We start from the raw sequence: 17,056 nt of genomic DNA, 5'->3' as shown, positions 1-17,056 counted from the left end.
TGGCACCGGCGACATCCGGTCATGTTCGAGCCGGCGGGACGCGCCCGCGTGCGGCGGGCACGCGCTCATCCGGCCAGCAGCCTGCGCAGCCACACGACCCGGGCCGCCCGCGCCGCCCGGGACAGGGACGCCTCCGGGGCGACTCCGTCGAAGCCGTGGAAGCCGCCGGGCCAGACGTGGAGTTCGGCAACCCCGCCGCAGCCCCAGATGCGGGAGGCGTAGTCGAGTACCTCGTCGCGGAAGGTCTCCGCGGAGCCCACGTCGAGGAAGGCCGGGGGCAGGCCGGACAGGTCCGTCGCGCGGGCGGGGGCGGCGTATGGGGACACGTCGGGGCCGCCCCGGCGGTCGCCGAGCAGCGCCGTCCACGCGGTGTCGTTGGCGGTGCGGTCCCAGACGCCGACGCCCGCCATCTGATGGCTGGAGACCGAGTCGTTGCGGTCGTCGAGCATCGGGTACATCAGGACCTGGCCGATGACCGGCGGGCCCTGCCGGTCGCGCAGCAGCAGGGCGAGCGCGGCGGTCAGGCCGCCGCCCGCGCTGGCCCCGGCGATCACGATCCGGTCCGGGTCGCCGCCGATCTCCTTGGCGTGGCCGGCCGTCCAGAGCAGACCCGCGTACACGTCCTCCACCGGGGCCGGGTGCGGGTTCTCGGGCGCGAGGCGGTACTCGACCGAGACGACGACTGCGCCCAGCTCCCGCGCCCAGCTCAGGGGGGCCTCCACCCCGGCCCGGTTGTGGCCGAGGATCATGCCTCCGCCGTGCACGTGGTAGATCACCGGCAGCGCGGTCGCGGGGGCGGCGGCGGGGCGGCAGACGAGGAGGGAGACGTCCGGCGCGTCCCCGGGGCCCGGCACCGCAAGCTCCTTCACCTCGAAGGCGCCGTCCATCGTGACGTCGAACAGCTCGGCCAGTTCCTTGCTCGCGCCCCGCCGGGCGGTGGGGATCTCGTCCGGTGTGAGGCCGGGCGGGACGGTGTCACCGGCCGGCTCCAGCGCGGCGGCGAGTTCCGGATCGAACGGGGGCGGCGGGGACGGGGACTGGACCGGCGGCATGACTGCTCCTCACCTGACGCGGCGGGACGCCTGCTGCGCGCCCCTGCGACACGTATGACCCGTACGCCTGTTTCGAGTCCTGGGTGTCCACCGGACGGCGGGTGCCCCTGCCGGGCCGCCCGGCCACGCCGAAGGGGCCGGAACCCGGCGGTTCCGGCCCCTTCGCGGGTGCGTACGGCTCAGGCGGCCGCGACCTCGCCCACGTTGCCGTGCAGGCGGGCGACGACCTCGGTGAGCTGCTCGGCGACCTCGGCGTCGTCGACCGGGTGGGTCTCGGCGAAGCGGGTCACGGAGCCGGGGATGGACAGCTTGATGTCCTCGATCACCTTGCCGCCGGCGATGCCCACGGCCTTGCGGGTGTCGTCCTGCGCCCACACGCCGCCGTACTGGCCGTACGCGGTGCCGATCACGGCGACGGGCTTGCCGCCGAAGGCGCCGGCGCCGAACGGGCGGGACAGCCAGTCGATCGCGTTCTTCAGGACGGCCGGCATCGTGCCGTTGTACTCGGGGGAGAAGAGCAGGAAGGCGTCGGCGGCACCGGCGGCCTCACGCAGCGCGGCGGCGGGCGCCGGGACGTTGCCCTCGACGTCGATGTCCTCGTTGTAGAAGGGGACCTCGGCCAGGCCCTCGAAGAGCACGACCTCGGCGCCCTCGGGGGCGAGCTTGACGGCCGCCTCGGCGAGCTGGCGGTTGTGCGAACCGGCGCGAAGGCTGCCGACGAGCGCGAGGATGCGAACAGACATGGGGGTACTCCAAAGGGGGGCTGAAAACATCGCCGTTACGATCCGGACCGAGGTCCGCTTAGCTTTTCTATCAGGCTAACCGGACCGCGGTCCAGTTTTGTTCCCCATGCTTTACGCTGTCTTCATGTCCGCCGCCCTGCCGCCCTTCCCGAAGCCCCAGGAGTCCGACGACACGCCTCAACTGCTGGAGGTCGAGTCGGGGCCCGGCGAGCCCTGCCTGCGCGCCGACGCGGCCCGCAACCGGGCCCGGCTGCTGGAGGCCGCCGCCCGGCTGATCGCCGAGCACGGCGTGGCCGGCGTGACCATGGAGGCCGTCGCGGCGGCGGCGCAGGTGGGCAAGGGCACGGTGTTCCGCCGCTTCGGCGACCGCACCGGGCTGCTGACGGCACTGCTCGACCACTCGGGCCGGCAACTCCAGGCCGACTTCCTCTGCGGGCCCCCGCCGCTCGGCCCCGGCGCGCCGCCCCTCGACCGGTTGCGGGCGTTCGGCGTGGCGGTGCTGTACCGCTCGGCCGAGCAGCTCGACCTCCAGCTCGCCGCCCAGCCGGAGCCGTGCCGCCGGTTCTCCCACCCCGCCGTCCAGGCGCTGCGCACGCACGTCACGATGCTGCTGCGGCAACTCGTGCCGGGCGCCGACTGCGATCTGCTCTGCCTGACCCTGCTGGCGTACCTCGATCCCGCCCAGGTCCACCATCTGACCCGGCAGTGCGGGATGCCAATGGAGCGGCTGGAGGCGGGCTGGCTCGACCTCGTGGCCCGGGTGACGGGCACGGAGCGGCCCGCCTGAGGCGCGGTCCGGGCCGGCCCTTCATGGCCCGGCGGGATCAGTCGTCGTGGCCGGCGAACATCCGCAGCAGTCCGTGCGGCGCGTCCGCCCGGAACAACGTCGCGCCGCTGCGTGCCGACTCCGCCGCCGACGCCTCGGCGCGCGGGAACATCCGCTCCTCGTAGGCGGCGAGCGCGCCCTCGGTGTCCCCGGGGTGCGCGGCTACGGCGAGGCCCAGATCGGCGCCGTCGGCCAGCGCGAGGTTGGCGCCCTCCCCGGCGAACGGCGACATGAGGTGCGCGGCGTCGCCGAGCAGGGTGACCCCGGGCGTCCGGGTCCAGCGGTGGCCGGCCGGCAGGGCGTGGATCCGCCGCGGCACCAGCGGCCCGTCCGCCTCCGCCACCAGCGCCCGCAGGCTCTCGTGCCAGCAGTCGAACTCCTTCAGCACGGCCGCCTTCGCCGCCTCGGTGTCGGTGAAGTCGATTCCGTCGAGCCAGTCCTCCGGCGCCTCGACGGCGGCGTATATGTGCAGGCTGCCGTCGCTCTCGCGGTGTCCGAGGAAGCCCCGGCCCGCGCCCAGCGCGAACAGCATGCCGCCGCCGACCACTCCCGCGGCACGAGGATGCCGGGCATCGGCGTCCAGCAGGTCCGCCTCGACGAACGACACCCCGGTGTACGCGGGCCGCGCGGGGGAGAGCAGGGGGCGGACGCGGGACCAGGCGCCGTCCGCACCGACCAGCAGCCCGGTGGTGAAGGCGCCGCCGTCCGCGAGTGTCACCTCGTGCCGGCCGTCGCCCAGCGGGCGGGCGCCGGTCACCTTCACGCCCCAGCGGACGGTGCCCTCCGGCAGGGAGTCCAGCAGCAGACCGCGCAGCTCGCCGCGGTCGATCTCGGGGCGGCCGCCGGAGCCGTCGTCGGACTCCTCCAGGTGGAGGGTGCCGTCCTGGTCGAGCACCCGCAGCGCCTGGCCGCCGGGGTGCACGCGGGCCAGGAACGCCTCGTGCAGCCCGGCCGCGCGCAGCGCCTCCTGGCCGGAGTCGTCGTGGATGTCGAGCATGCCGCCCTGCGTGCGCGCGTCCGGTGAGGCGTCCGCGTCGAAGACGGCCGCCTCGACGCCGTGCACGTGCAGCACCCGGGCGAGCGTGAGGCCGCCGAGTCCGGCGCCGACGACGGCGACGGGGTGGTGGGGGATGGTCATGGAGGTCTCCTCGGGGGCTGGGTGTCAGTCGGGTACGGCGGTGCGTTCGATGCCGTCGATCAGCGCCCGGAAGGCCCAGGACATGCGGGCCCTCGGGGCGCCGGACAGCAGCTCCCCGGCGGAGGCGGCGATGTGCGGATGGGTGTCCTCGGACGCCCCGCGCAGCGCGCTGTCCAGGGCCTGCCAGTCGCCGGGGGACTTCTCGCCGGCGTGCTCCGCGGCGGTCGCGGTGGCGTGCTGGAGGAGCAGATCGACGCCCCAGGCGGCCCGGTCGCGCGGGACCCCGCCCTCGGCGAGCAGGGCGAGAAGTGTCTCGATCAGATTCAGGTAGTGCGGGCCGCTGGGCCGGGCGGTCAGCGCCGAGCGGGCGAGGTCCGGGTGGTCCAGGAGCATCAGCGTGCAGTCGGTGAGCACCCGCTCCAGCCGCTCCCGCCAGTCGCCGCCGGCCGGGGCGGGCCCGACGGTGCCGAGCAGCTCGTCGAGGACGGCCGCGTGCAGCTCGTCGGTGTTGCGGACGTAGACGTACAGCGAGGCGGGACCGGTGTCGAGCTCCTGGGCCAGCCGCCGCATGGTCACCTTCCGCAGCCCTTCGGCCCGCAGGACCGCGAGCGCCGCCGCGACGATGCCGTCCCGGCTGAGCGCCGGCTTGGCGGGGCGTTCACGGCGGGAGCGGGGGGTCTCTGTCATGCCGCCAGAGTAACGAACATGTTCGTCCCGAACAAGTTCGTAGCGAACATGTTCGTCCCTGCCGTGCGTCGGTTCGCCCTCCCGTGCGTTGGTCGAACGATGAACCACGTTCCCCCGCCCGCATCCCCGCCCCGACCCCTCTGCCAAGATGCGGTCTGTCATGGTGCAGATACCGAACACGCCGCCGTCCGCGGTGCCCGCGCCGCACTCCGTTCCGACGAGTGCCGATGTGGCCCGGCTGGCGGGCGTCTCGCGCGCGACCGTCTCCTACGTCCTCAACAACACCAGTGCCGTACGGATCAGCGAACCGACGCGCCGCCGCGTCCACGAGGCCGCCCGGGAACTGGGCTACGTGCCCCACGCCGCCGCCCGCAGCCTGCGAGCCGGCCACAGCCGCATGGTCCTCATGCCCGCCCCGACGATCCCGGTGGGTCCCCTCTACAGCCGCTTCCTCACCGAACTGCAGTCCGCCCTCGGCCGACTCGACTACACGGTCGTCCAGTACGGCACCGTCGGCCTCCAGGGCGACGAAGCCGCCCGCGCCTGGGCCGAGTTGCGCCCCGTCGCCGTCCTGGTGCCCGGCGCGGGACTCGGCCCGCGGGGCGTCGCCGTGCTCCGGCGTTCCGGTGCCCGGGCCGTGGTGACCCTCGGTCCCGAGCGCGTCGAGGGCGCCCACGCCCTGCACATGGACCACGAGGCCGTCGGCCACTGCGCCGGCGCCCATCTGCACGCCCGCGGGCGCCGCCGGATCGGCGTGATCGTCCCCGAGGAAACCGGCCTCGAGGCGTTCTCCCGGCCCAGGCTCGCCGGTGTCCGCCAGGCACTGCGCGGCACGGACGCCACCGTGACCGCGCTGCCGCTCGCGTACACGGAGCAGGCCGCCGCCCGACTGGCCGCCCGCTGGCGGGAGTCCGGCCTCGACGCGGTGTTCGCCTACAACGACGAGTACGCGATGCTGCTGATGCGCGCCCTCCAGGACGAGGGCGTCCGCATCCCCGACGACGTGGCCGTGGTCGGCGCCGACGACCTGATGCTCGGCCGGCTGCTGCGCCCGCGGCTCAGCACCGTCCATGTCGAGTTGCCCTCCGGCCGGGAACTGGCGGAACTCGTCGACCGCGCGGTCCGCGAACCCGGTGGCGAGCCCGAGGTGCGCAGGGTGCTGGGCGCCTCCCTCGTCCCCCGCGAGTCCGGCTGACCGCGCCGTCGGCCCGGCCGCCCGCCCGTACGGACGCGTACGGCCCGCGGCGCGTCACGCGCCACGGGCCGTACCGGTACCGGCTGCCGGGGACTACTCGCCCTGCTGCTCCTGGGCGGCGATGCTCTTGCGCACCTCGTCCATGTCCAGCTTCCGGGCCTGTCCGATGACGTCCGTGAGCGCGGCCTCCGGCAGGGCGCCCGGCTGGGCGAAGACCGCGACCTGGTCCCGGACGATCATCAGCGTCGGGATCGACTGGATACCGAACGCCTGCGCCAGCTCGGGCTGGGCCTCGGTGTCGACCTTGCCGAAGACCAGGTCCGGGTTCTCCCCGGCGGCCTTCTCGTACACCGGCGCGAACTGACGGCACGGCCCGCACCAGGACGCCCAGAAGTCGATGAGGACGAACTCGTTCTCGGTGACGGTCTGGTCGAAGTTCTCCTTGGTCAGCTCCACAGTGCTGCTCATGGCCTGGTTCCCTCTTCCTGGTGTGGGGTGTGCCGACGGCAAGAACACGGCGGTCCGGCCGCGTATTCCACGCGTGTTCCGTGCCGACACGCGCGTGTCCCGCGCGCCTACCCGTGTGGCCCGCGTGCCAACCACCCACCAGACTGACCCCATGACGGAAACGGAATCCATCGCGTACGACGTCGTGGTGCTCGGGGCCGGGCCCGTGGGGGAGAACGTCGCCGACCGCACCCGTGCGGCCGGCCTCACCACCGCGGTCGTGGAGAGCGAACTGGTCGGCGGCGAGTGTTCGTACTGGGCGTGCATGCCCAGCAAGGCGCTGCTCAGGCCGGTGATCGCCCAGGCGGACGCACGCCGCCTGCCCGGCCTGGAGCAGTCGGTCCAGGGCCCCCTCGACACCCCCGCCGTCCTCGCCCGGCGGGACGACTACACCTCGCACTGGCAGGACGACGGCCAGATCCGCTGGCTGGAGGGCACCGGCGCCGACCTGTACCGCGGCCAGGGCCGGCTGGCCGGCCCCCGCACGGTCACCGTGACCGGCCCCGACGGCACGGTCACCACGCTCACCGCCCGGCACGCGGTCGCCGTCTGCACCGGCACCAGCGCCCGGCTGCCCGGCCTGCCGGGCCTGGACGGGGTCAAACCGTGGACCAGCCGCGAGGCCACCAGCGCCAAGGCGGCGCCCGGCCGGCTGATCGTCGTCGGCGGCGGGGTCGTCGCCACCGAGATGGCCACCGCCTGGCAGGCCCTCGGCTCCCGGGTCACCCTGCTGGTGCGGGGCAAGGGCCTGCTGAGCCGGATGGAGCCGTTCGCCGGGGAACTGGTCGCCGACGCCCTCACCGAGGCTGGCGTGGACGTCCGCACCGGCACCTCCGTGGAGTCCGTCTCCCGCGAGAACGGCACCGTCGTGGTCGTCACCGGTGCCGGGGACCGCGTCGAGGCCGACGAGATCCTCTTCGCCACCGGGCGCGCCCCGCGAACCGGGGACATCGGCCTGGACACCGTCGGCCTCGAACCCGGCTCCTGGCTCGACGTGGACGACAGCCTCCGGGTCACCGGCACCGACTGGCTGTACGCGGTCGGCGACGTCAACCACCGTGCCCTCCTCACCCACCAGGGCAAGTACCAGGCCCGGATCGCGGGCGCCGCGATCGCCGCGCGCGCCGCCGGCGCGGAACCGCCGGACGAGCCCTGGGGCGCGCACGCGGCCACCGCCGACCACCACGCCGTACCGCAGGTCGTCTTCACCGACCCGGAGGCCGCCGCCGTCGGGCTCTCCCTGGCCGAGGCCGAACAGGCCGGCCACCGCGTCCGCGCCGTCGACGTCGAGTTCTCCTCGGTCGCGGGCGCCGGCCTGTACGGCGACGGCTACAAGGGCCGCGCCCGGATGGTCGTCGACGTGGAGGAGGAGATCCTGCGCGGGGTCACCTTCGTCGGCCCCGGCGTCGGCGAGCTGATCCACTCCGCGACCGTCACGGTCGCCGGACGGGTGCCGGTCGGCCGGCTCTGGCACGCCGTCCCGTCGTACCCGACGCTGAGCGAGGTGTGGCTGCGGCTGCTGGAGGCCTACCGGGACAACTGAGCCACGGCTTACGGCAGTTCGAAGCCGAGCGCCTCGGCCGCCGCCTGCGGTGCCGGCTGCGCCCACAGGGCCGCGACCGCCTCGTTCGTGGAGAGCGAGCGCGGCTGCGCCCGGTCGAGGTAGAGGACGCCGTCGAGGTGGTCCGTCTCGTGCTGGACGATTCTGGCGGGCCAGCCGGTGAACACCTCGTCCAGCGCGGAGCCGTACTCGTCCTCGCCGCGCAGCCGCACCTGAGCGTGCCGGGCCACCACGGCCTGCCAGCCCGGTACGCTCAGGCAGCCCTCGAAGAACGCGGCACGGGCGCTGCCCACCGGCTCGTACGACGGGTTGACCAGGACGCGGAACGGCTGCGGTACGCGCCCCCGGATCCGCGCCACCTCCTCCGGCACCGGCGCCGGGTCCTCGATGACCGCGATCCGCAGCGGAATCCCGACCTGCGGCGCGGCCAGGCCCACGCCCGGCGCCGCGTGCATGGTCAGCCGCAGCGCCTCGACGAAGCGGGCCAGCAGGGCGGGGCCGAGCTGGCCGTCGTAAGCCTCGGTGCCGCGCCTGAGGACCGGCCGTCCGGCCGCGACGATGGGCAAGGGGCCGCCCGCGGCGAGGAGTTCCTCGACCCGTTCGGCGAGCGGTGCCTGATCACTGGGAGGTGCCATCGCGTCAGAATGCCATGACCGTCCGCCTTTCGTGTGGCACAGGTCACCAACACCCCGGGGAACTCGGTGCTCTTCCGGCCCGACTACTGGACCGTCACCGCTGGAGAACCCGCCCCCCGAAGGAAGCCCGCCGATGCCCACCGCTCCCTCGCCCACCAAGGACGAGGCGCCCGCCCCGGCCCCCACCCCGGGCCGCTGGGCCCCGCTGCGTCCGCTCGTGCTGCGCCTGCACTTCTACGCCGGACTGCTCGTCGCCCCGTTCCTGCTGGCCGCCTCCGTCACCGGGCTGCTCTACGCGGGCTCCTTCCAGGCCGAGGAGATCGTCTACCGCCATGAGCTGACGGTGCCGGCCGGCGAGCGGGAACTGCCCGTCTCCGCCCAGGTGGCCGCAGCCCGCGAGGCCCACCCCGAGGGCACCGTCGCGGCGGTACGGCCCGCGCCCGAGGCCGGTTCGACCACCCGGGTGCTGCTCTCCGGCGTCGAGGGCGTGGACCCCGACCGCACCCTCGCCGTGTTCGTGAACCCGTACACCGGCGAGATCCGCGGCGCGCTCGAACAGTACGGCTCGACCGGCGCCCTGCCGCTGCGCACCTGGATCGACGAGCTCCACCGCGACCTGCACCTGGGCGACACCGGCCGGCTGTACAGCGAACTCGCGGCGAGCTGGCTGTGGGTGATCGCGGGCGGCGGGCTGGTGCTGTGGTTCACCCGGCGGCGGGCGCTGCGCAGGCTGCGCGGCACCGGCGGCCGGCGCCGCACCCTCGGCCTGCACGGCACGGTCGGCGCCTGGACCGCCGCCGGGTTCCTGTTTCTGTCGGCGACGGGTCTGACCTGGTCGACGTATGCCGGCGGCCACATCGGCGACCTGCGCACCTCGCTCGGCCAGGCGACACCCACGCTGTCGGCGGCCGTGAGCGGCGGCGAGCACGCGGGCCACGGCTCGGCGGCCGGCGCCGGCGGCGCCGGGGAGTACGGCGTGGGCCTGGACCGGGTGCTCGCGACGGCCCGGGCCGAGGGGCTGGGCGGCCCGGTGGAGATCGTCCCGCCCGCCGGCGAAGACAGCGGGTACGTCGTCAAGCAGGTGCGGCGCGAGTGGCCCGAGAAGCAGGACGCCGTCGCCGTCGACCCCGCCACCGGCGAGGTCACCGGCGAACTGCGCTTCGCCGACCACCCGGTGCTCGCCAAGCTGACCCGCTGGGGCATCGACCTGCACACAGGCGTCCTCTTCGGACTCGCCAACCAGATCGCCCTCGCCCTGCTCGCCCTCGCCCTGATCCTGCTGATCGTGTGGGGCTACCGCATGTGGTGGCAGCGGGGCCGCGGCTCCGCCTTCGGCCGCCCGGTGCCGCGCGGCGCCTGGGCCCAGGTGCCGCCGTACCTCCTGGTGCCGGCGCTGGCCGCCATCGCCGTCCTCGGCTGGTTCGTGCCGCTGCTCGGCATCCCGCTGGCCGCCTTCGTCGCCGTGGACGTGGTCCTCGGTGAGATCGCGTACCGGCGTGGACGGCGCACGTACCGGAGCGCGCCCGGCGCGAGAGAGCGCGAAGGGCCCGGTTCCCGCACGGAACCGGGCCCATGGCCGGCGCTGCTCACTCCTCGGGGAAGTCGCCCGCGAGCGCCGCGGCGATGCGCAGATGCGAGGCCGCCTCGTCGTGCCGGGCCTGCCGCTGGAGGGTACGGCCCAGCATCAGCCGGGCGTAGTGCTCCACCGGGTCCCGCTCCACGACGATCCGCAGCTCGGCCTCCGCCCGGCGCAGCTGGGCCGAGTGGTAGTAGGCGCGCGCCAGCAGCAGCCGGGGCCCGCTCTGCTCCGGCACCTCCTCGACCAGCCGCGCCAGCACCCGCGCCGCGCCGGCGTAGTCCTTGGCGTCGAAGAACAGCCGCGCGCGCTCCCAGCGCTCGGCCGGGGTGCCGTGGTCGTAGTACGTGGTCTCCACTCGCGTCTCCACTGATGACCTCCTTCGGGGGCCACAACGGAACGCGATAGTTCAATATTCCACTACCTGGGGCACCGGGCGGCCGCCGCACCGGCTCCTCGGCGTGGCCGATCCCCGGGGAGGGCGGCACGGTCCGCTTCGCTCAGGGCCGTGCCCACTGCCGGTCGTAGCGGGGGACCGTGGCGCCGCCGCCGGCCCGGACGGCCTCGACCACCGCCTGGTGCAGGTCCCGGCTCTCGGGCTGCGAGGAGCAGGGCACCGGGCTGCCGGTCAGCGTGTAGCACTGGGAGGTGCCGGTGTACTGGACCTGGACGACGGCCCGCTTGGCGTCCCAGGTGGTGTGCACGGTCAGGTCGCCGGTGACGATCCCGGCCTCGTCGGTACGGACGCCTCCCGGCCCCGTGAAGACGCCCTGCGTCGTCCAAGATGTCTGGACCATGATTCCGGCCTCCCTCGTGAACGCGGGCGCGGCTCTTCCTCGGGCGGCCCGCCTCCGCACGGATCCAGTGTGTGCCCACTCCCGGCGGACGGCCTGTCGGGAGGCCGGTCACTTGAGGCCGCTGAGCATGACCCCGCGGATGTAGTACTTCTGCAGCAGCAGGAAGACGATCAGCACCGGCAGGATGCTCAGCACCAGGCCGGCCATGACGATGGGCATCGTGCGGGACGGGTCGACGTAGTCCTGCAGGAGCTGGATGCCGACCGGCAGGGTCATCACGTCCGGGTCGGCGGTCGAGACGAGCAGCGCCCAGATGTACTCGTTCCAGGCGTCGACGAAGGTCAGCAGCCCGAGCGTCACCACGACCGGCTTGGTCTGCGGCACCACGATCCGCCACCACACCGCGAACTCACCGGCCCCGTCGATGCGCGCGGCCTCCAGCACCTCGTCCGGGATCGAGACCATGAACTGGCGCATCAGGAAGATCCCGAAGCCGTTGACGAGGAACGGCATGGTGAGCGCCACGATGCTGACCGTCAGGCCCGCGCCGCCGCGCCCGAGCAGGTCGTTGCCGCCCGCCAGTGGCCAGTGCACCAGGATCAGGAAGTGCGGGACGAAGAAGAGGAACGGCGGGAACATCATCGTCGACAGCACCAGACGGAAGACGAAGTCCCGGCCGGGAAACCGGAGTTTGGCGAGCGCGTATCCGGCGAGCGACGAGGTGACCAGCACCGAGCCGGTGATCACGGCGGTCGCGACGACACTGTTGCGGAAGAGCACCGGCAGGTCGAGCTGGTCGACCGCCGCCCGGTAGTTGGACAGGTCGAACGCCTTCGGCAGGAACCGGTACGGCAGCGTGCCGGACTCGCCCGGTCCCTTGAAGGACGTCATCACCATGTCCAGGAACGGCACCATGGTGAGCACCGCGCCGCTCACCACCAGCAGGTACGACAGCCACGGGAAACGGCGGCGGATCACGCGTCCTCCCCCGTGCGCCGAAACAGCAGCAGTTGCAGCAGGGTGACCACGAGGACCACCAGGAACAGCACGAAGGCGGCGGCGCTCGCGGTGCCCCAGTCGCCGTAGCTGAAGGCCTGCCGGTACATCTCCAGCGCGGCGACGGCGGTCGCGTCGCCCGGGCCGCCCTTCGTCATCACGATGATCAGAGCGAACGACTGCAGACCGGTCAGGAACTGGGTCACGCACACGAACAGCAGGGACGGCCGCAGCAGCGGCAGGGTGATCCGGAGGAACACGGTGACGGGCCCGGCGCCGTCGAGCGCGGCGGCCTCGTAGTACGAGCCGGGGATGGACTTCAGGCCGGCGGTCAGGACGAGGATCGCGGTGCCGACCGAGGCCCAGGCCTGGACGACCACCACCGAGGGCAGCGCGGTGCCGGGGTCCTGCAGGAACGCCACCGAACCGATCCCGAGGGCGTTGAGCGCACCGTTGACCAGGCCGCCCGGCTCGTACATGTACTTCCACACGTTGCCGACGGCGACGACGGTCGTCACGATCGGCAGGAAGTAAAGGGTGCGCCACAGCCCCTGGAACCGCAGCTTGTCGATGCAGGCGGCGACGAGCACGGAACCGGTGAGCGCGAGCGCCACGGTGCCCAGCGCGTACAGCAGCGTGTTGGTGAGGACCGGCGTCAGGAACGTCGATCCGTCCGCGAAGAGGCCGGTGAAGTTGTCCAGGCCCACCGGCTCGATGTCGCCGAGGTCGAACCCGGTCCAGCGGGACATCGACAGCAGCAGCGCGAAACCGAGCGGCAGGAACAGGAAGACGGCGAAGAACAGCAGCGTCGGCGCCAGAAACAGATAGGCGACGGCGGTCTGGCGGCGCCGGGCCCGCCCCGGCCGGCCGGCGGTGGGGCGTGCGTACCGGGTGCCCCGGTCCGCCTGCCCGGCCGTCTCCGGCGCCAGCGTGTTCACCATGAGCGCGACACCTCCTGGTCGACCTGCCGGCGGGTGGTGCGCAGCGCCTCGTCGACCGACCGCTGACCGCTCCACAGCGCCTCGATGTTCTTGCGCAGCAGCGACTTGGCCGCTTGCGCGCCCGGCACGTTCGGCTCGGGCACCGCGTACGCCAGCGCGTCCAGGAACGGGCGCAGATTCGGGTCGCCGCCCCGGCCCAGCAGGGTCCGCATGTCGTCGGCGCGGCCGGTCAGGGAGCCGACCGACACCTGCAGGGCGCTCATCCGGGTCGCCACCGCGCCGCTGGGGGCCCCTTTCACTCCCACCTTCTCGGTGTTCAGCCAGCGCAGGAACTCCCAGGCCTCGCGCGGGTGTTCACTGGCCGCGTTGACCCCCAGCATGAAGCCGGTGGAGAGGGTGGCGCGCCTGCCGTCCGCCTCGGGCAACGGCACGGGCGCGACGCCGACGTCCCGGTAACCGGCGCCCATCAGCTCCTTCAGGCTCCCGGTCCACCAGCCGGCGCTGATCACCATGGCCACCTGTCCGGAGGGGAACGCCTTGTAGACGTTGACGCCGGGTGCGCTGGCACCCGTGGCGACGAGCCGGTGCTCCAGGTCGAACACGGCCCGGCCGGCCGCCGAGTCGATGGCGGTGCTCCGGCCGTCCGAGGAGACGAACCTGCCCCCGGCGGCGTTGAGCAGGGCGAGGGTCTGGCCGACGGTGGTGGAGTCGTCGTAGGTCGACAGGCCGAACCCCTGCGCCAGTGTGTTGCCGTACCGGTCCCGCCGGGCGGTGCGGTGGGCCGCCTCCTCCAGCTCCCCCCAGGTGCGCGGCGGTCCGTCGAGCCCGGCCGCGCGCAGCAGCCGCTTGTTGTAGTAGAGCGCGTAGGTCTGCGCCTCGGTGGGATAGCCGTAGACCCGGCCGCCCACCGAGGCGGCGCGGACCGCCGCCTCGCCGTAGCCGCGGCCGATCTCCTCGGCGTGCTCGGGCGGGGCGGGCCGCAGGACGCCGGCCCGGACGAGCTGGCCGTTCCACAGACAGTACGGGTGGAGGATGTCGGCGCCCTGGCCCGCGGCCTGCCGGACCATGAACGTGGTCAGCAGATCGGTGAACTCCACGGCTTTCGTACGGACCTTGACCCGGTCGTGGGTGGCGTTCCACTCGTCGACCGGGCCCTGCAGGGCCTGCTTCAGCTCGCCGCTCGCGTAGTGGGAGAGCAGGGTCAGCTCGATCGGGTCCCCGGGCCGGCCGGTGCCCCGGTGCGGCGCCGCGCACCCGGAGGCGAGCAGCGCAGAGGGGAGCGCGAGGGCGAGGTGACGGCGGCTCAGCCCGCCCGCTGCCCCGGAGCCGCGGCGGGCGGGCGTCACAGGGCGGCCTCCCGGCGCAGCACCCGGAACACCCGGGTGCTGCTGAATCCCGCCTTGCGGTACATGTGGCCCGCCGGGGAACGGGCGCCGGTCCACAGGAACCACGCGGAGTGCGCGCGGCGCGCCCGCATCCGCTCCAGGACCAGGTGCAGCAGGACCTCGCCGAGTCCGGTGCCGCGCATCTCCTCCCGGACACCGATCGGGCCGAAGCGCTCGTCCACCCCGTCGAACGCCCCGTGCATCGCCCAGCCGGACATGCGCCCGGCGGGGTCCCGGGCGACGACGATCCGGTCGAGCGGCGTGCCCGCCGTCAGACACGCCCGGATCGTGCACGCCCAGTCCGGGCCGAAGTGGCCCCCGGCGAGTGCGAGGAGGTCCACCAGGTCGTCGTCGGACGGAGTGGTGAACCGGTGGCCGCGGGCCGTGAGTTCGCCCAGCCGGCGGGCGACGCCGTCGGGGAGGCGGTAGCCGACCAGACCCCGGTGCATCGCCGTCGCCTCGTACAGCGTGCGAAAGCCCAGGGATTCGAGCAGTGCGGCGGCTTGTGGATAGGCCTCGGCGTCCAGGCCGGGGAGGACGTAGTCGGGGGTGTACGAGGAGAAGTCCACCCGGGTGCGTCCGTGGCCGTGCAGCCAGTCGAGGGCGTCGGTCAGCAGCCGGCGGCCCAGACCTCGCCCGCGGGCGTCCGGGTCGACGAAGAAGAACGGGATCCAGCCCTGCTCCGGCTCCAGATCGGTGCCGGCCAGCGGCGTGAGCCGTCGCACCGCGTAGGCGGCGCCGACGACACGGTCGCCGTCGACGGCGACCCGGAGACCCTCCGGGTCGAAGTTGGCGTCGAGCAGCACCAGGGAGCGGAAGCGGTCCGCGGTGACGGCGTCCGTGGGCGCGCTCCGGCGCCACGTCTCCACCAGCGGTGGTCCGTCACCGGCGCGAAAGCCCCGGATCGCGGTCCGTGGGGTCGTGGTGAGATCGGTCATCGACGGGGTCGTCCTTCCCGGTGTCACGGTGGTTCCGGGTGTCAGGGGTGGAGCGGCACGCCGTCGCCGGCCCACCGGCCCGGTTCCGTGCTCGTCCCTGGGTCCCGTCCGCCGGTGACATCTCGAAACGATTGCCCGAAATCTACTGGTATGCCGTGGAAATTAGCAATGATCTGCCACCGGGTGGCGCCGTCCCGTCCACGCGGTCCCGCCTGCCGGGCCGCGCTGTTCTCCGACAGGGCCGTTGGGGCATCCTGTCTCCCATGGTCGGAGGAGAGGACGGGGCACGGGCATGCAGGAGCGGACGGTGGCGGGGAGTCCCGGCCCGGTTGTCCCGCTGCGCATGGACGCGCTGCTGAGTGAGCTTCAGGAACATGCCAAGCGGGTGCGCGGGGGCCGGGACCGCGTGCAGACCCTGCTCGATGCGGTGATGGCGATCGGCAGCGACCTCGACCTGGAGGACCTGCTGCGCCGGATCGTGCAGTCCGCCGTCGACCTGGTGGACGCCGGCTACGGCGCGCTGGGCGGAGGCTGCGATGACCCCGGCAACCCACGCCGACGCCGCGCCCGCCGAGGCCTGGCGAGGCTTCGCCGGGCGGCGATGGCGCGCGAGCATCGACGTGCGCGACTTCATCATGCGCCGTCCGCGTCACCGGCGGTGAGAGGGCCGTCGGCCGTGAGCCGGACACCGGTGACCAGATCGGGGCTGATGCGCACGGCGTGGTCCATGGTGTGCCCGATCCAGGGCACCAGCAGCTCCTGGTAGCGGGCCAGTTCGGCGGGATCGGTCACCAGCCGGGCGTATCCGGTGGCCACCACGCTCCAGCCGAGGTGGGTGTCCGGGTCGATGACGTCGGCCTCGTAGGCGACGACGACACCGGCGCCGTCGGCCTCCTGGGCGCGCGCGGTCAGGGCCGCGCCGTCGTGGGTGCGGATGACGATGCCGCCGCCGTCCAGGACGTGGTTCACCGGGTGCACCGTCGGCAGCGCGTGCCGGGTGAAGACGATCCGGCCGAAGGGGACGCTGCCCAGCAGCCGCAGGGCCTCGTCGCGGTCCAGTTCGATGCTCCGGCGCGGCCCCGGAGGAAGGGAAGGGGCCTCGCCGGCGGTCATGGCGGGCTTCCGTGCGGTCTCGTTGGTCACTGCCGTCTGTCTCTGGTCGAGGGCCGGGAGGTGGACGGGCGGCCGTCCGCGGCGGACGCCGGAGCGAACGCCGCGGACGGATGCCATCACCTCATTGGACTCGTGCGGGAACCGCTCACGCCAGGGCCGTTCGGCCCCCGTCCGCCTCCGGTCGGCCCTGCCCGCCGTACCCGTGGCAGGCGCCGCGCATGATCTCCCTCATGTCGTCCAGCGTGGGCATCCGCGGGTTGGCGGGCGCGCACTGGTCCTCGTGGGCGTTCAGCGCCTGCTGGGGCAGCGCGTCGAGGGAGGACTCCTCGTCGACGCCCAGTTCCCGCAAGGACCGCTCGATGCCGACGGCGCCGCGCAGCTCCTCGACCACGCGGAGGAGGCACTCCACCCCCTCACCGCGGGTCCCGGCGGGCAGCCCCGGGGCGGGGGCGATCTCCTGGAGGCGTTCCGGCGCCCGGTAGTGGCGTGCACGAGACCCGGGAAGGCGTTGCCGTAGGCCATGCCGGCGATGGTGGCCGCGTTGTGCATCCTCTCCCGCGCCTCGGGGCGTGCCGAAGGTGCCGTCGCCCCGGGCCGGCGGGGCACCGGGTGGCTGCCGTGACCGGGCCGGGTGCGGGAGACTGGGGGAGGGCCGGGGCCAGCCGGTCCCGGCCCGCGACGACGCGGTACCCGCGACAACAGGAGGCGATTGATGGCGGACGGCGAGCGGCACGGCCCCGGCGACCCGATCCGGGTCTTCCTGATGGACGACCACGAGGTGGTACGGCGCGGTGTGCGCGACCTGCTGAACGACGAGCCGGACATCGAGGTGATCGGTGAGGCCGGCACCGCGGAACAGGCGCTGGTGCGGGTCCCCGCGCTGCGCCCCCGGGTGGCGGTGCTGGACGTCCGGCTGCCCGACGGTGACGGCGTGAGCGTGTGCCGGGAGCTGCGCTCGCGCATGCC

At 73.8% G+C, this 17,056-nt stretch carries 17 protein-coding genes and 2 pseudogenes; 5 read left to right on the top strand and 14 right to left on the bottom strand.

What is annotated here, in order from left to right:
* Window positions 1-65 precede the first annotated feature (65 nt).
* Window positions 66-1,052, bottom strand: coding sequence for an alpha/beta hydrolase (locus ABZ478_RS24980; RefSeq protein WP_359552876.1), 987 nt, complete (start codon window positions 1,050-1,052; stop codon window positions 66-68).
* Window positions 1,053-1,231: 179 nt separating this feature from the next.
* On the bottom strand, window positions 1,232-1,795 hold the full coding sequence (locus tag ABZ478_RS24975) for an NADPH-dependent FMN reductase (RefSeq protein WP_359552875.1): 564 nt from the start codon (window positions 1,793-1,795) through the stop codon (window positions 1,232-1,234).
* A 106-nt stretch (window positions 1,796-1,901) separates the two neighbouring features.
* On the opposite strand from ABZ478_RS24975, the gene ABZ478_RS24970 reads away from it, so the two are divergent.
* On the top strand, window positions 1,902-2,582 hold the full coding sequence (locus tag ABZ478_RS24970; protein ID WP_359552874.1) for a helix-turn-helix domain-containing protein: 681 nt from the start codon (window positions 1,902-1,904) through the stop codon (window positions 2,580-2,582).
* A gap of 37 nt (window positions 2,583-2,619) precedes the next feature.
* Here the strand turns inward: ABZ478_RS24970 and ABZ478_RS24965 are convergent, their stop codons facing one another.
* Entirely contained in the window at window positions 2,620-3,759 is a 1,140-nt protein-coding gene (locus tag ABZ478_RS24965) for an NAD(P)/FAD-dependent oxidoreductase (protein ID WP_359552873.1), read from the bottom strand.
* Between the two features lie 24 nt (window positions 3,760-3,783).
* A complete protein-coding gene (locus ABZ478_RS24960; RefSeq protein ID WP_359552872.1) occupies window positions 3,784-4,446 on the bottom strand; it encodes a TetR/AcrR family transcriptional regulator C-terminal domain-containing protein in 663 nt (220 codons plus the stop codon).
* 148 nt (window positions 4,447-4,594) lie between these two features.
* Between ABZ478_RS24960 and ABZ478_RS24955 the strand changes: the two genes are divergently transcribed.
* A complete protein-coding gene (locus ABZ478_RS24955) occupies window positions 4,595-5,641 on the top strand; it encodes a LacI family DNA-binding transcriptional regulator (protein ID WP_359552871.1) in 1,047 nt (348 codons plus the stop codon).
* 93 nt (window positions 5,642-5,734) lie between these two features.
* Here the strand turns inward: ABZ478_RS24955 and trxA are convergent, their stop codons facing one another.
* Window positions 5,735-6,109 carry a thioredoxin gene (trxA, locus tag ABZ478_RS24950; RefSeq protein ID WP_359552870.1) on the bottom strand — a complete coding sequence of 125 codons (375 nt, stop codon included), beginning with the start codon at window positions 6,107-6,109 and terminating at the stop codon, window positions 5,735-5,737.
* A gap of 151 nt (window positions 6,110-6,260) precedes the next feature.
* On the opposite strand from trxA, the gene ABZ478_RS24945 reads away from it, so the two are divergent.
* Window positions 6,261-7,691, top strand: coding sequence for an NAD(P)/FAD-dependent oxidoreductase (locus ABZ478_RS24945; protein ID WP_359552869.1), 1,431 nt, complete (start codon window positions 6,261-6,263; stop codon window positions 7,689-7,691).
* 8 nt (window positions 7,692-7,699) lie between these two features.
* On the opposite strand, the gene ABZ478_RS24940 is transcribed toward ABZ478_RS24945, so the two are convergent.
* The gene (locus tag ABZ478_RS24940; protein ID WP_359552867.1) at window positions 7,700-8,344 is read right to left on the bottom strand and encodes a peptide deformylase; all 645 of its coding nucleotides are present in this window, start codon (window positions 8,342-8,344) and stop codon (window positions 7,700-7,702) included.
* 133 nt (window positions 8,345-8,477) lie between these two features.
* Here ABZ478_RS24940 and ABZ478_RS24935 point away from each other — a divergent pair.
* Window positions 8,478-9,857: pseudogene (locus ABZ478_RS24935) on the top strand (PepSY domain-containing protein); the annotation flags it as partial.
* 73 nt (window positions 9,858-9,930) lie between these two features.
* Here ABZ478_RS24935 and ABZ478_RS24930 read toward each other — a convergent pair.
* The 8 genes and pseudogenes from ABZ478_RS24930 to ABZ478_RS24895 form a co-directional block, all read right to left on the bottom strand.
* On the bottom strand, window positions 9,931-10,278 hold the full coding sequence (locus ABZ478_RS24930; protein WP_359552987.1) for a tetratricopeptide repeat protein: 348 nt from the start codon (window positions 10,276-10,278) through the stop codon (window positions 9,931-9,933).
* Between the two features lie 142 nt (window positions 10,279-10,420).
* Complete coding sequence (locus ABZ478_RS24925) at window positions 10,421-10,717, bottom strand: hypothetical protein (protein WP_359552865.1); 297 nt, start codon at window positions 10,715-10,717, stop codon at window positions 10,421-10,423.
* A gap of 108 nt (window positions 10,718-10,825) precedes the next feature.
* Window positions 10,826-11,695: a carbohydrate ABC transporter permease gene (locus tag ABZ478_RS24920; protein ID WP_359552863.1), complete on the bottom strand. Its 870-nt coding sequence runs from the start codon at window positions 11,693-11,695 to the stop codon at window positions 10,826-10,828.
* Window positions 11,692-12,654, bottom strand: coding sequence for a sugar ABC transporter permease (locus ABZ478_RS24915; RefSeq protein WP_359552861.1), 963 nt, complete (start codon window positions 12,652-12,654; stop codon window positions 11,692-11,694). The genes ABZ478_RS24920 and ABZ478_RS24915 overlap by 4 nt, the downstream gene beginning before the upstream one ends.
* On the bottom strand, window positions 12,648-14,000 hold the full coding sequence (locus ABZ478_RS24910; protein WP_359552859.1) for an ABC transporter substrate-binding protein: 1,353 nt from the start codon (window positions 13,998-14,000) through the stop codon (window positions 12,648-12,650). Before ABZ478_RS24910 ends, ABZ478_RS24915 begins: the two co-directional genes overlap by 7 nt.
* Window positions 13,997-14,977 carry a GNAT family N-acetyltransferase gene (locus ABZ478_RS24905; RefSeq protein WP_359552857.1) on the bottom strand — a complete coding sequence of 327 codons (981 nt, stop codon included), beginning with the start codon at window positions 14,975-14,977 and terminating at the stop codon, window positions 13,997-13,999. Before ABZ478_RS24905 ends, ABZ478_RS24910 begins: the two co-directional genes overlap by 4 nt.
* Window positions 14,978-15,610: 633 nt before the next feature.
* Complete coding sequence (locus ABZ478_RS24900) at window positions 15,611-16,090, bottom strand: pyridoxamine 5'-phosphate oxidase family protein (protein ID WP_359552986.1); 480 nt, start codon at window positions 16,088-16,090, stop codon at window positions 15,611-15,613.
* 145 nt (window positions 16,091-16,235) lie between these two features.
* Window positions 16,236-16,657: pseudogene (locus ABZ478_RS24895) on the bottom strand (iron-containing alcohol dehydrogenase); the annotation flags it as partial.
* Between the two features lie 145 nt (window positions 16,658-16,802).
* On the opposite strand from ABZ478_RS24895, the gene ABZ478_RS24890 reads away from it, so the two are divergent.
* Window positions 16,803-17,056, top strand: a 254-nt coding sequence (locus tag ABZ478_RS24890; RefSeq protein WP_359552855.1) for a response regulator transcription factor, incomplete at its 3' end; no start/stop codon positions are given.

Source organism: Streptomyces sp. NPDC005706 (genome assembly GCF_040631045.1).
Lineage (GTDB): Bacteria > Actinomycetota > Actinomycetes > Streptomycetales > Streptomycetaceae > Streptomyces.
Note: the sequence above shows the minus strand (reverse complement) of the source record. Positions and strands in the feature narration are given on the sequence as shown.